Here is a 13493-nt window from a genome sequence, read left to right as displayed (position 1 = left end):
TTGGCCAAACCGCGAGCGGCGGACGCGTGAGTGAGGCACGTCCGCCGCTCGAGGCCGCAACCGATCAGCCGCAGGACACCTTGATGTTGAAGTCCTTGGTGATCATTCCCGCCATCGGATTCTTCATGTCGGCACCCTGGGCCTGACCGGTGATGGTGTAGGTCTTGCCATCGACCGCGACGTTGGCCGAACCCACCTTCGCGCCCATGTTGTCGCTGACCGCCAGGGCGTTGCCGTCGACAACGAGGGCCAGCGACTGGACCTTCGGGGTGGCCTCGTCGGTCATCACGACGGCCAGCGCCTGCTGGGCCCCGCCCGTGGAGCCGCTGCCGATGTTGATCTTGCCGCCGGTCCGCACACAGGTCACCGACGCGGGGTTCACGCCGGCCAGGTCGGTACCGCCCACCTTGACTTGCGCATTGGTGCCTGTGGCGACGCTGGCCGTCGTGCTCGACGCGGGCGATGCGCTGTGGCCGCCGCCCGAGCACCCCACCAAGGCCACTGAAGCCGCGGCGCAGCCCAGGGTCGCAATCGCAGCTGCGAGATGACGTTTCACTTGTGGTTCCTTCCTTCGTGCGCCGCCCCAATGGCGTCGTCCTGACGCAAGTACAGAACGCTTCGGTTGCTACCGATCCCAAATTTCGCGGGGCCGAACCGGTAGGCTGCGTCGATGTCGGAGCCGGCGAAGGGAGTAACGCGATGCTCAGCGTGAAATGGCTGGAAAAGCCTGAGGCTCATGACTTTCCGGCGGCGGCGGACTACCTCACCATGCTTGCGGACAAGCAAACCGTGAAGAAGGTGATCAAAAAGCTGAAATCCGGGACCGTGGCGCACCGGAAGGCAAAAGACATTCTGCGGGCGGCGCAGCTGAGCCTGCTTCCGGTGGACAATCCCCACGTCGCCGCGGACCTGACCAAGATCGAAAAGGGCCTACCGCTGTCACCCATCCTGTTGGTGCGCGGAGACTTCATGGCCGGGGTTGCGTTGCAGATCGCCGACGGCTACCACCGGGTCTGCGCGAGCTATCACACCGACGAGAACACGCCGATTCCCGTGGTCCTTGCGACCGTCAGCCGCTGATCGGAGGAATGATCATGATCGACATCAGCACCGTCGGGACCGTGCAGGTGCTGACGCTGTCGTCCGGTCCGGTCAATGCGCAGGATGTCGAGCTGCTCGAAGAGCTGACTTTGGCGGTGCGCGAGCTGGCGCGTTCGGACGCCGGCGCGCTGGTGGTCACCGGCGCCGGCCGCGCCTTCAGCGCCGGCGTCGACCTCAATCGGGTGGTGCAGGGCGGCACCGGCTACACCGATCGGCTGGTCCCCGCGCTGTCCGCGGCGTTCGATGCGATGTTCAGCTATCCGGGGCCGACCGTCGCCGCGATCAACGGCGCCGCCATCGCGGGCGGCTGCGTGCTCGCGTGCGCCTGCGACCGCCGCCTGATCGGCCCGGAGGCGCAGATCGGCGCGGCCGAGGTGCGCGTCGGGGTGCCGTTCCCGGTCGCAGCCTTGGAGGTCATGCGCTACGCCTGCGGAATCCATGCCGACGAGGTGCTGCTCGGGGGCCGCAACTATCGGGGCGCGGAGGCCGTGGCCCGCGGATTGGCCCACCGCATCGTCGCCGACGAGCTCGTCGAGGCGGCCGTGGCGGAGGCATCGGACCTGGGCAGCATCCCCGCCGACGCCTACCGGCAGACGAAGAATCAGTTGCACGCCCCGGCGATGGCGCGGATCCGCGAGGCCCGCGACGTCGACGACGAGGTGCGCCGGATGTGGGGGACGGACGAGACGCTGCGCCGTATCGCCGCCTACGTGGAGCAGCTACGGCGGCGCTGACTATTCCTCGTCGGTGTTTTCGTCTACGGCCACACCGGCCCGAGTGCGCCTGCGGCGCATCCGGTGTGACCCCTTGCCGGTCGGGCGCCGGTTGCGCAGCTTGGCCTTCGACTCGTCGGCGGCCGCGTCGGACGGCTCGGTGGTGTCTTTGACGGGCGTCGCCTCGGCCGCCGGCTCCGGTGCCGCCTCAGCGTCGGTTTCCGCGGTGACTTCGGTAGGGGCCGCCGCAGGCTCGGCCGCCTCGGCTTCTTCTGTTTCTTCGGCTTCGGCAGCGGCGGCCTCCGCCTCGTCCGGCGCGCCTTCGTCGGCTTCGTCGGCTTCTTCTGTTTCTTCGGCTTCGGCTTCGGCTTCGGCTTCGGCTTCGGCTTCGGCGCCCTTCTTGCGCCGCACGCGGCGCTCCTTGGGCTTCTTCGCCTTGATCGGTTTGGGCGGCGGCGGGGGTAGCTCGGCGACGAAGGAGAGGTAGAAGGCGAAAATGCCGAGCAATGCGATCGCGGCGGCCGCCCCGTAGATCCCGAACAACCACCGCCCCGCGGCGTCCAGGCTCAGCCAGATCTCGCTGATCGCCGTCCCGATGATCAGCACCCCGGCCAGCACGTGGGCCACGATCGACCAGATCCTGATGGACAGGGCCAGCTGCGGCGTCCCCAACTCGGGCTTGCGGGTGCGCAGCAGCGTGAACACCACGGGCAGCGCCGCGAGCGCAATCAGCGCACCCGTCACGATGCGCAGCGAAGTCCCCAGCGAGTGTGCGGTGTCGCCCATCAGCTCGGGCCAACGCGGCAACACGAAAAAGAAGTAGAGGACGCCGGCAGCGATCGAAAATGACGCGTGCCACGGGATGGCGACCTTGCGCCCCATACCCCTCCTCGTGCTGGTGAGTCCACGCCAGCCTAAAGCCGGCCGACCCGAATCCATATCAATTCGTACGTGTCCGCTTGGCGGACCAATGGCGGAGGATGCGGGATTTGAACCCGCGAGGGCTGTTAACCCAACCCGCGTTCCAGGCGAGCGCCATAGGCCACTAGGCGAATCCTCCGTGGCCATGGTAACCGAGGGCCAGATGACCCCCGCCAGTTGCTCAACGTCGACTCCGAGGCGGGTATTACACTCGTCGCTGGACCCCGCGCGGCGTCTATCCTGTGAACTCCCCCAGGGCCGGAAGGCAGCAAGGGTCAATGGGCTCTGTCGGGTGCGCGGGGTCCCCTATGTCCGATGAGTGGCGACCCGCTTCGCCCGGCTCCGCCGCGACTGGTTTCCCGCTTCGACAGCGAAAGGGTTCATGGTGTCGCTGGAGTCCCTCACCCCGGCCGAGCTCGCGGCTGCGAACACTCGTCACCAGCAGGACTACGCGGACCTGCAGGCCAAGAAGCTCTCCCTGGACCTGACCCGCGGCAAGCCGGCACCCGCCCAGCTCGATCTGTCCAACCAGCTGCTGAGCCTGCCCGGGGACGACTTCCGCGACAGCGAGGGCACCGACACTCGCAACTACGGCGGCCTGCACGGCCTGCCCGAGCTGCGGGCCATCTTTGGGGAACTGCTCGGTATCCCGGTGCAGAACCTGATCGCGGGCAACAACTCGAGCCTGGAGCTGATGCACGACCTCGTCGCCTTCTCGATGTTGTACGGCGGGGTGGACTCGCAGCGCCCCTGGAAGGACGAACCGAGCATCAAGTTCCTATGCCCGTCGCCGGGCTACGACCGGCACTTCGCCATCACCGAGACGATGGGCATCGAGATGATCCCCGTGCCGATGCTGTCCGACGGGCCGGATGTCGACCTGATCGAAGAGTTGGTCGCTGCCGATGCGGCCATCAAGGGCATGTGGACGGTGCCGGTGTTCGGCAACCCCACCGGGGTCACCTACTCCTGGGACACCGTCCTGCGGCTCGTCCAGATGCGGACCGCGGCGGCCGACTTCCGGTTGTTCTGGGACAACGCATATGCGGTGCACACCCTGACGCATGACTTCGTCCGGCAGGTCGACGTGCTCGGGCTGGCCGCCGCGGCCGGGAACCCCCATCGGCCCTACGTGTTCGCGTCCACCTCGAAGATCACCTTCGCCGGCGCCGGCGTGAGCTTTTTGGGCGGATCGCTGGGCAACATCGCCTGGTACCTGCAATACGCGGGAAAGAAGTCGATCGGGCCCGACAAGGTCAACCAGCTGCGACACCTGCGCTTCTTCCGCGACGCCGACGGGGTGCGGCTGCACATGCTGCGGCACCAGCAGATCCTGGCGCCGAAGTTCGCGTTGGCGGCCGAGATCCTGGATCAGCGGCTCAGCGACTCCAAGATCGCGTCGTGGACCGACCCCAAGGGCGGCTACTTCATCAGCCTCGACGTGCTGCCCGGCACGGCGAAGCGGACCGTCGCGCTGGCCAAGGACGCCGGCATCGCGGTCACCGAGGCGGGTGCGTCGTTCCCGTACCGGAAAGACCCGAAGGACACCAACATCCGGATCGCGCCGACCTTCCCGTCGCTGCCGGACCTGCGTGACGCCGTCGACGGCCTGGCCAGCTGCGCGCTGCTGGCGGCGTCGGAGTCGCTGCTGGCGTCGTCCGCGTCGAGCGTGAACTGACGTCGAGAAAATCGCCGAAATCGCGCCCCACGTTCACGCTCGACGCCCCGCGGGCCCTAGTCACCCGACGCCGGTAGCCTGCTGACCGTGGCCCTCTACCGCAAGTACCGACCGGCAACGTTCGCCGAAGTGGTGGGGCAGGAGCACGTCACCGAACCACTGTCGATCGCCCTGGAAGCCGGTCGGATCAACCACGCGTATTTGTTCTCGGGCCCGCGCGGGTGCGGGAAGACGTCGTCGGCGCGCATCCTGGCCCGCTCGCTGAACTGCGTACAGGGCCCGACCGCCAACCCGTGCGGGGTCTGTGACTCGTGCCAGGCGCTAGCGCCGAACGCGCCCGGCAGCATCGACGTGGTGGAACTCGACGCCGCCAGCCACGGCGGCGTGGACGACACCCGCGAGCTGCGGGACCGCGCTTTCTACGCGCCCGCGCAGTCGCGCTACCGGGTGTTCATCGTCGACGAGGCGCACATGGTCACCACGGCCGGGTTCAACGCGCTGCTCAAGATCGTGGAGGAGCCCCCCGAGCACCTCATCTTCATTTTCGCCACCACCGAGCCGGAGAAGGTGCTGCCGACGATTCGATCGCGCACCCATCACTACCCGTTCCGGCTGTTGCCGCCGAAGACCATGCGGGCGTTGATCGCGCGGATCTGCGAGCAGGAGGGCGTCGCCGTCGACGACGCCGTCTACCCGTTGGTGATCCGCGCCGGCGGCGGCTCGCCTCGCGACACCCTGTCGGTGCTGGATCAGCTGGTCGCCGGCGCCGAGGGCGCGCACGTGACCTATCAACGGGCGCTGGGCCTGCTGGGCGCCACCGACATGGCGCTGATCGACGACGCGGTGGACTCGCTTGCCGCCGCCGATGCCGCGGCGCTGTTCGGCGCGGTGGAGTCGGTGATCGACGCCGGCCACGACCCGCGGCGGTTCGCCACCGATCTGCTCGAGCGGTTTCGCGACCTCATCCTGCTGCAGGCCGTCCCGGATGCGGCCAGCCGTGGCGTGGTGGACGCGCCGGAGGACGTGCTGGAGCGGATGCGTGAGCAAGCGACCCGGATCGGGCCGGCGACCCTGACCCGCTACGCCGAGGTGGTGCAGGCGGGGCTGGGCGAGATGCGGGGAGCCACGGCGCCGCGCCTGCTGCTCGAGGTCGTGTGCGCGCGGCTGCTGCTGCCCTCGGCCAGCGACACCGAATCGGCGCTGCTGCAACGCGTCGAGCGAATCGAGACCCGGCTGGACATGTCGATCCCCGGCTCGGAAGTTTCCACTGCGACGCCACGCAGCGCCCAGGCCGAAGCACAACCCGCCCGGTTCACCCGGCCCTCCGCGGCGCCCGCTCGCAAGCCCGAACCGCAACCGGAACCGAAGCCCAAGCCCGAACCCGAGTCGCCTCCGCCCGCACCCGTCGACGCGCCGGCGGCCGAATCAGCTTCGGCGCCAGGCGAACTCAACACCGCGGCGGTGCGCAGCATGTGGCCCACGGTGCGCGAAAAGGTGCGTCAGCGGAGCCGTACCACCGAGGTGATGTTGGCCGGGGCGACCGTCCGGGCCATCGAGGGCAACACGTTGGTCCTGAGCCACGAATCGGCGCCGCTGGCCAAGAGGCTCTGCGAACAGCGCAACGCCGACGTCATCGCCGAGGCGCTCAAAGACGCGCTCGGTGTCGATTGGCGAGTGCGGTGTGAGGCCGGCGCCCCGGTGTCGGCCGCGTCACCCACCCTCGCCGGCGAGGAAGCCGGGCGCGCGGTTCCCAACGTCGCCGAGCCCGCACCCGACGTCGATTCCGCGCGCCGCGACGAAGAGGAACACATGCTCGCCGAGGCGGTCCGCGACGAGTCGTCTGCGCCCCGCCGCGACCCCGAAGAGGTCGCGCTCGAACTGCTGCAGAACGAGCTGGGCGCCCGCCGCATCGACAACGGCTAGCGCGTCAGGCCGTCCACCACGGCCGCAGTGGCAGGTCGTCATCCCCGCGCGCGTCGGTGTTGGCTGCCAGCACGTGATGGAGCTGAAGGTTGTTCTGCTCGAACGCCACTCGTGAAGCCGCCATGTACAGGCCCCATACCTTGGCGGTCGGCAAGCCGACCTCGCTGACCGCCACGTCCCAGTGCTCGACCAGGTTGCGACACCAGTCGCGCAGCGTCATCGCGTAGTGATGGCGGAAGTTCTCCGCGTGCAGCACCTCGAAGCCCACATCCTGGACCGCACAGGTGATGCGGCCCGAGCCGGTCAGCTCGCCGTCCGGGAAAACGTAGCGGTCGGTGAATCCGCCGGCGAACGAGGTGGAGGTGTTGTCGTGGCGGGTGATGCAGTGGTTGAGCAGCAGCCCGCCGGTGCGCAGCTTCGACTTCAGGAATCCGAAGTAGGCCGGGTAGTTCTTGACGCCGATGTGCTCGGTCAAACCGATCGAGGAGACGGCGTCGAACTGCGTCTCGCCGACGTCGCGGTAGTCGCAGTGTCGCACCTCGGCCAGCTCCGCCAGCCCCTCGTCGGCGATCGCCCGCTGCGCCCACTTCGCCTGCTCGGCCGACAGGGTGGCGCCGATCGCCCGGACACCGTGCCGCGCGGCGTACCGCACCATGCCGCCCCACCCGCAGCCGACGTCGAGCAGCCGGTCGCCGGGCTGCAGCCGCAACTTCTCGAAAATCAGCCGGTACTTGTTTTGCTGCGCATCCTCCAGCGTCGCCTCGGCGTCGGGATACACCGCGCAGGTATAGGTCATCGACGGGCCCAACACCAGTTCGTAGAAGGCATTGGAGACGTCGTAATGGTGGTGGATGGCCTCGGCGTCGCGGGTCTTGCTGTGCATCAGCCCTTCGGTGACCCGGCGCCACCGCGGCCGGGTTTCCTGGGGTGGCGGTGGCACCGGCAACAACCGCTCGAAGCCCAGCGAACGCACGACGTTGGCCAGCACCCGCGCCGGCGGCCGTTTGAATTCGACCCGATCGGTCAGCGTCTTGAGCAGTTGGTACGGGTCACCCGGATGCACGCCGTAGGCCTGCAGGTCGCCCGACACGTAGGCGCGAGCCAGGCCGAGTTCGCCGGGCGCGGTGGCCAGGTAGGTGGCCCCGCGAGGCGTCCGAAGATCCAGGCCCAGTTCGGCGTCTTCGCTTCCCGCCGTGCTGCCGTCGTAGGCGGTGAACCTCAGCGGATGTCGTCCGGTCGCGGCGAAGACCTCCAGGATCTCGGCCATGCTCAATTTGCCGGTCGGCGAGCGGTGGGGTTCTTTCGTCGTCGTCATCGCCGTTGCACCGCCTTCGCGTAGAGGTCGAGTAAACGAGAATCGGGGTCATAGGTTTTCTTGACGGTGTTGTAGGCCTCGCCGCCGTACAACTCGTCGAAATCCTCGCGGGAGTAGTAGGACTCGGAATACAGCGACTTGTGGCCACCGAGTTCGCTCACCTTGGCTTCGATCATCCGATTGGTGGCGCCCTCGCATGAGCCGGCCGGCACCGATGACCAGAAGCCGACGTTGACATAGGTGTGATCCGGCCGCATCGGGTACAGCGGCCAGCCCTGGTGGTCGCGTAGACGCAAGGGGCACAACCAGATTGGCGTGATGGGCACGCTGTCTAGGAACCACTCCAGGAAGTCGCAGGTCCGTTCGACCGGCACCTCGACGTCCTGCACCACCCGTTCGCGGGGTGGGCGGCCGTTGCGCGCCTCGATCCGGTCGGCGATGCCGAACCGCCGATCCATCGCGATGAGCTTCGAGTAGAAGCTGCTGCGCCGGTAGCGGCGCGGCCACCAGCGCCGCAGCCGCGGGTTCTGCACGCCGAACGCGCGTGAGCACCAGAACCAATCGGTGTCCCAGCGCCAGAAGTAATCGTTCATGGTCAGCCGGTCATCCTTGGTGGCTTCGACCCCCGGGGCGTCGTGCCGGATGGACTGGTAGTAGATGTCGCGGCCGGTGTAGTCGCTGACCGGGCCGGGAGTGGTGGTCCGCCGGCCCACGCACAGGTAGCTTTCGTCGGCGCTGAAGACGACGCCGTCCAGGTAGTCGACGGGCGTCCCGCCCTGCCCGCCGGTGTCGATGATGCGTTCCATGGCCGCAACCAGATCGGGCAGCGAGCGGAAACGGATGTGCCGCAGCGCCACGAACGGCGCGACGGGCTCCAGCTCGATGCGGAGCCGGGTTGAATAACCAAGCGTCCCATAGGAATTCGGGAAGGCGCGGAACAGCTCGGGGTGCTGGGTGCGCGAGGTGGTGAGCAAATCGCCAGCGCCGGTGAGGATGTCCATCTCCAACACCGATTCATGGGGCAGCCCGTTGCGGAAGGACGACGACTCGATGCCCAGGCCGCTGACCGCGCCGCCCAGCGTGATGGTCTTCAGCTGCGGGACTACCAGCGGCGAGAGGCCATACGGCAGCGTCGCCGTCACCAGGTCCGCGTAGGTGCACATGCCGGCCACATCGGCGGTGCGGGATTCGGGATCCACGTCCAGAACGCCGGTCAGTCCGGACGTGTCCAGACCGGGCGCATCACGTTTGGTGCGGGCGCGGAACAGATTTGACGTCGGCTTTGCCAATCGGACGGCCGAAGTTGGGGGAATGGATCGATAACTTGCCAGCATCCGGTCAACGCCGGACTTGTGGGCCGAGAGTGCAGATCCAAGGACAGGCACCACATATACCCTAGTCTTCGACAACAACCCGTGCACCCGTCGGAAGGGCCGCGTCGGGGAAATCATCATGAGGAGGGGTCGCTTTGGCACCGGTGAGCGCGGAAAGCACCATCTTGATCAACGCGGAGCCCGCGGCAACCCTTGCCGCCGTCGCGGACTATCAGACCGTCCGTCCGAAAATTCTGTCCCCGCAGTACAGCGACTACCAGGTGCTGCAGGGTGGGCAGGGGGCCGGCACGGTCGCCAAGTGGAAGCTGCAGGCCACCAAATCGCGGGTGCGCGACGTGCAGGCCAACGTCGACGTGGCCGGGCACACGGTCATCGAGAAGGACGCGAACTCGTCGATGGTGATCAACTGGACGGTCGCTCCCGCCGGACCCGGCTCCAGCGTCACCGTGAAGACCACTTGGGACGGCGCGGGCGGTGTGAAGGGTTTCTTCGAGAAGACCTTTGCGCCGTTGGGGCTCAAGAGGATTCAGGGCGAGGTGCTGGCCAACCTGAAAAAGGAACTGGAGAGCTGAGCTAGCGTCGCGGGTCTAGCGCGCCTGGCCCTGCGAGGCGAGGAAGCCCGCGACGCCGCGGACCAGTGCGTCGGCGTACTTCTGCCGGCCTTCGGCGGACTCCATCAGCGCCGAGTCCGCGGGGTTCTTCATGTTGCCGCACTCGACCAGGATCGACGGGTACTGCGCCAGGTTCAGGCCGGTCAAATCCGAGCGGCCGTAGAGGCCGTTCTGGCCGATGTAGTTCGCCGGCGGGATCCCCGAGGCCTGCATCTGGTCGCGCATGATCCGTGCGTACTGCACCGACGGGCCCGCCTGCACCTGGTTGAGCGGCGGGGCCGAATAGTTGACGTGAAAGCCTCGGCCCGACGGCGGGCCGCCGTCGGCGTGGATGGACAGGACCGCGTTGGGGCGCAGGGCGTTGGCCGCGTTGGCGCGCTCGTCGACGCAGGGTCCCAGGCCGTTGTCGTTGGCGCGGGACAGCGCGGTCCGCACCCCCAGGGCGTTCAGCTCGGCGCGCACCCGCAGCGCGGTGTCCCAGGTGAAGGTGTGCTCCATGTAGCCGGAGTTGGTGGCCGTCCCGCTGGTCTGGCAGTCTTTGGTGCCGCCGCGACCGGTCGGCACCTGGCGGTTGATGGAGCCGTCATTGGAGCCGTTGTGGCCCGGATCGATGAAGACCACCATGCCGGCGATGCTGGATGGCGCTGCCATTGCGTTCGGGATGACGATGGCCGACGCAGCAACGATCATGCAGATGATCGTCCTGAGGCCGACACGCCTGCTCACTCGTAGGTCCACGGCGCAAAGCTAGCGCCGCGCGGTCTACGCTGGGTATTTCGAATCGCCGGAGACTCACGAGCGAAACCAACTCGAGACCAAGATGCGAGGGGATTGTCATGCAACCCGGAGGCGATATGTCGGCGCTGCTGGCCCAGGCGCAGCAGATGCAGCAGAAGCTCATGGAGGCGCAGCAACAACTGGCGAACGCTGAGGTCCGCGGTCAGGCCGGTGGGGGCTTGGTCGAGGTCGTCGTCAAGGGCAGCGGCGAGGTGGTCGCGGTGAAGATCGATCCGTCCGTCGTGGACCCGTCGGACGTCGAGACCTTGCAGGACCTGATCGTCGGCGCCATGGGTGACGCGTCCAAGCAGGTCACCCGGATGGCCCAGGAACGGCTGGGGTCGCTGGCCGGCGGCTTCGGCCCGCCGCCGGGGCAACCGCCCGCGCCCGCGCAGGGGCTTTAGACTCCGCGACCGACATGTTCGAAGGACCCGTCCAGGATTTGATCGACGAGCTCGGCAAGCTGCCGGGCATCGGACCCAAAAGCGCCCAGCGCATCGCCTTCCACCTGCTATCGGTTGAGCCGCCGGACATCGACCGGCTGACCGCGGTGCTGGCCAAGGTCCGCGACGGCGTGCGGTTCTGTGCGGTGTGCGGCAACGTCTCCGACAACGAGCGCTGCCGGATCTGCGCCGATCCCCGCCGGGACGGCTCGCAGGTGTGCGTCGTCGAGGAGCCCAAAGACATCCAGGCCGTCGAGCGCACCCGCGAATTCCGCGGCCGCTACCACGTGCTGGGCGGTGCGCTCGATCCGTTGTCCGGCGTAGGGCCCGAACAGCTGCGGATCCGCGAGCTGCTGAGCCGGATCGGGGAGCGGGTCGACGACGTCGACATCACCGAGGTGATCATCGCGACCGACCCGAACACCGAAGGCGAGGCGACGGCCACCTACCTGGTGCGAATGCTGCGCGACATCCCTGGGCTGACGGTCACGCGAATCGCGTCGGGACTGCCGATGGGCGGCGACCTGGAGTTCGCCGACGAGCTGACGCTGGGTCGCGCGCTCGCCGGCCGCCGGGCCATGGTGTGAGGCGCCAGCAGGCTCTCACGCGCCGGCCAGCTCGCCTGCCTCGCGTTCGGCTGCGGGCCCGGACCCCGGCAGCGGCCTGCCCGCGACTTCCGGCATGAATCGAAGGGCGACCGTCCCCACCAAGCCGGCGAAGATCAGCATGTAGGCCGGCACCATGGCGCTGCCGGTGGCGGATATCAGCGCCTGAGCGATCACAGGAGTAGTTCCGCCGACGGTCGATAGCGCGATGTTGTACGAGATGGCCAGCGCTCCGCTGCGCACCCTGGTCGGGAACAGCGCCGGCAGGGCTTGGGGGGTGGTGCTGTCGAAACACAGTTCCATCAGCCCGACCAGCAGCACGCCGATGAAGATCAACGGAACGACGCCGCTGAAGCGCATCAGCAAGAACGCCGGGACCGACGCCAGAACGAGCAATCCGCAGCCCGTCCACATGATCGGCTTGACGCCGATACGGTCGGACAACATGGCGACGAAAACCACCGCGGCCATCAGGATCGCCAAGGTCGCCACGATGATCACCAGTGCGGCCGTGTTACCCACGCGCACAACCACTTTCAGGTATGTCGGCAGGTATCCGGTGAGCATGAAGTCCGGCACCTGCGAGGCCACCACGACTGCCGCGCAAACCACCATCGGCTTCCACTGCTCGACCACTGTGCGCCGAAATTGCCGCCACCCGCGGTCAACCGGCGCATCGGTGTTGCCGCGCGCCTGCGTGTAGGCCGGTGACTCCTCGATCCGCAGCCGCAAGTAAAGGGCGAGCACGCCGAAGGGCGCTCCCAGCAACAGCGGAATCCGCCAGCCCCACGCCAGCATGTCGCGGCTGGGCAGCCAGGCCTGCAACGCGGTCACCAGCAATCCGGCGAGCACGAACCCGACCAAGTTGCCCAACGGCAGGAACCCAACCATCCTGCCGCGTTTGCGGTCCGGGGCCCGCTCGACGAGGTAGGTCATGGCGCCGACAAACTCGCCACCGGTGGACAAGCCTTGAAAGACCCGGGCGACCAGCAGCAGGATCGGCGCCCAGATGCCGATGGTGCCGTAGCCGGGCAGTAGGCCGGTCATGGTGGTCCCCACCGCCATCAGCAGGATCGTGATCACCAAAACCCGCTTGCGCCCGACGCGGTCACCGAGGGGGCCGAGGACGAACCCGCCGAGCGGGCGCACCACGTACGCCGCCGCCAGCGTGCTGAACGTGGCGATGAGATGGACAGCGCTGACGCTGTTGCCCGGATAGAAGACCTGCGCGATGGTCGTCGCGATATAGCCGTAGACGCCGAAGTCGTACCACTCCATGAAATTGCCGATGGCCGTCGCGAGGGTGTCCCGCCGCATCGCCGCATCGGTATCTCGGGAATCAGTGCCCGCAAGCATGCGTTTCCCCCAACCAGGCCCTAGCGGGCGGCCAACCGTTCACGGCGCAGCAGGTCCACCTCCGGCATCGGCAGTGGCGCCAGCTCGCCCACCACCGTGCTCAGCAGCAGGTCGGCCAGTTGCGGGTTGCGGGCCAGGCACGGCCCGTGCATGTAGGTCGCGATCACGCTGCCCTGCACCGCGCCGTCGAAGCCGTTGCCGGCAACGTTGCCCGCGCCCTTGACCACCGCGCCCAGCGGCGACGCCGCCGGTCCCAGCACGGTGCCGCCGCGGTGGTTCTCGAAACCGGTGAGACGCTCGGTCAAGCCCGCCGGCAGCGGTTTGGTCGCCAGCTCGCCGATGGTGCGTGCCGGTTGCGGTGACGTCGTCGCGTCCAGCATCCCCACACCGTCGACGCGCTCCCCGGCCGACGTTTCATACCAGTGCCCGAGCACCTGAACGGCCGCGCAGATGGCCAGCACCGGGGCGCCGCGTTCCGCGGCGCGCTGCAGGCCGGGGTACTTGATCAAATGCCGGGTGGCCAGGCGCTGCGCGTAGTCCTCGGCCCCGCCCAGCGTGTAGAGGTCCAGCGACTCGGGCACCGGGTCGGCCAGCGTGATCTCGACGATTTCGGCGGCGATGCCGCGTAGGCGGAGCCGCTGCCGCAGCACCAGGGCGTTGCCGCCGTCGCCGTAGGTGCCCATCACGTCGGGCAGCACCAACCCGATCCGCACCAC

14 protein-coding genes, 1 tRNA gene and 1 other RNA gene are annotated in these 13493 nt (G+C 68.0%); 8 read left to right on the top strand and 8 right to left on the bottom strand.

From position 1 onward, the window contains the following. Positions 1-64: 64 nt before the first annotated feature. Entirely contained in the window at positions 65-523 is a 459-nt protein-coding gene (locus AC5Y30_RS05840; RefSeq protein WP_499917647.1) for a lipoprotein LpqH, read from the bottom strand. Positions 524-699: 176 nt separating this feature from the next. Here AC5Y30_RS05840 and AC5Y30_RS05835 point away from each other — a divergent pair, with 176 nt between their 5' ends. Together AC5Y30_RS05835 and AC5Y30_RS05830 are read left to right on the top strand one after the other, a co-directional pair. Next, complete coding sequence (locus AC5Y30_RS05835) at positions 700-1080, top strand: hypothetical protein (protein ID WP_499917162.1); 381 nt, start codon at positions 700-702, stop codon at positions 1078-1080. Between the two features lie 14 nt (positions 1081-1094). After that, the gene (locus tag AC5Y30_RS05830) at positions 1095-1835 is read left to right on the top strand and encodes an enoyl-CoA hydratase/isomerase family protein (protein ID WP_499917161.1); all 741 of its coding nucleotides are present in this window, start codon (positions 1095-1097) and stop codon (positions 1833-1835) included. Here the strand turns inward: AC5Y30_RS05830 and lucA are convergent, their stop codons facing one another. After that, the gene (gene lucA, locus AC5Y30_RS05825; RefSeq protein WP_499917160.1) at positions 1836-2696 is read right to left on the bottom strand and encodes a lipid uptake coordinator LucA; all 861 of its coding nucleotides are present in this window, start codon (positions 2694-2696) and stop codon (positions 1836-1838) included. Positions 2697-2785: 89 nt separating this feature from the next. Beyond that, positions 2786-2874, bottom strand: a tRNA-Ser gene (locus tag AC5Y30_RS05820). Positions 2875-2950: 76 nt separating this feature from the next. On the opposite strand from AC5Y30_RS05820, the gene ffs reads away from it, so the two are divergent. The 3 genes from ffs (at position 2951) to AC5Y30_RS05805 (ending at position 6336) form a co-directional block, all read left to right on the top strand. Further along, positions 2951-3047, top strand: an RNA gene (ffs, locus tag AC5Y30_RS05815) — signal recognition particle sRNA small type. Positions 3048-3120: 73 nt separating this feature from the next. After that, positions 3121-4413 carry an aspartate aminotransferase type Ic gene (locus AC5Y30_RS05810; protein WP_499917646.1) on the top strand — a complete coding sequence of 431 codons (1293 nt, stop codon included), beginning with the start codon at positions 3121-3123 and terminating at the stop codon, positions 4411-4413. A gap of 87 nt (positions 4414-4500) precedes the next feature. Beyond that, on the top strand, positions 4501-6336 hold the full coding sequence (locus tag AC5Y30_RS05805; protein ID WP_499917159.1) for a DNA polymerase III subunits gamma/tau: 1836 nt from the start codon (positions 4501-4503) through the stop codon (positions 6334-6336). Positions 6337-6340: 4 nt separating this feature from the next. Here AC5Y30_RS05805 and AC5Y30_RS05800 read toward each other — a convergent pair whose 3' ends face one another. Continuing rightward, positions 6341-7651 carry a class I SAM-dependent methyltransferase gene (locus AC5Y30_RS05800; RefSeq protein ID WP_499917158.1) on the bottom strand — a complete coding sequence of 437 codons (1311 nt, stop codon included), beginning with the start codon at positions 7649-7651 and terminating at the stop codon, positions 6341-6343. Further along, on the bottom strand, positions 7648-9039 hold the full coding sequence (locus AC5Y30_RS05795) for an FAD-binding oxidoreductase (protein ID WP_499917157.1): 1392 nt from the start codon (positions 9037-9039) through the stop codon (positions 7648-7650). The genes AC5Y30_RS05800 and AC5Y30_RS05795 overlap by 4 nt, the downstream gene beginning before the upstream one ends. An 80-nt stretch (positions 9040-9119) precedes the next feature. On the opposite strand from AC5Y30_RS05795, the gene AC5Y30_RS05790 reads away from it, so the two are divergent. Then, positions 9120-9557: an SRPBCC family protein gene (locus AC5Y30_RS05790; protein WP_499917156.1), complete on the top strand. Its 438-nt coding sequence runs from the start codon at positions 9120-9122 to the stop codon at positions 9555-9557. 15 nt (positions 9558-9572) lie between these two features. Here the strand turns inward: AC5Y30_RS05790 and AC5Y30_RS05785 are convergent, their stop codons facing one another. After that, positions 9573-10334: an Rv3717 family N-acetylmuramoyl-L-alanine amidase gene (locus AC5Y30_RS05785; RefSeq protein ID WP_499917155.1), complete on the bottom strand. Its 762-nt coding sequence runs from the start codon at positions 10332-10334 to the stop codon at positions 9573-9575. Positions 10335-10432: 98 nt separating this feature from the next. On the opposite strand from AC5Y30_RS05785, the gene AC5Y30_RS05780 reads away from it, so the two are divergent. After that, entirely contained in the window at positions 10433-10777 is a 345-nt protein-coding gene (locus AC5Y30_RS05780; protein WP_082971177.1) for a YbaB/EbfC family nucleoid-associated protein, read from the top strand. A 14-nt stretch (positions 10778-10791) separates the two neighbouring features. Beyond that, positions 10792-11403 (top strand): recombination mediator RecR, encoded by a 612-nt coding sequence (gene recR, locus AC5Y30_RS05775; RefSeq protein WP_499917154.1) that lies wholly within the window; start codon positions 10792-10794, stop codon positions 11401-11403. Between the two features lie 15 nt (positions 11404-11418). Here the strand turns inward: recR and AC5Y30_RS05770 are convergent, their stop codons facing one another. After that, positions 11419-12738: an MFS transporter gene (locus tag AC5Y30_RS05770; RefSeq protein ID WP_499917153.1), complete on the bottom strand. Its 1320-nt coding sequence runs from the start codon at positions 12736-12738 to the stop codon at positions 11419-11421. Between the two features lie 59 nt (positions 12739-12797). Next, on the bottom strand, positions 12798-13493 hold the full coding sequence (locus AC5Y30_RS05765) for a type 1 glutamine amidotransferase (RefSeq protein ID WP_499917645.1): 696 nt from the start codon (positions 13491-13493) through the stop codon (positions 12798-12800).

This window comes from Mycobacterium sp. NGS27, from assembly GCF_059813005.1.
This window is presented reverse-complemented; position numbering and strand designations above follow the sequence as displayed.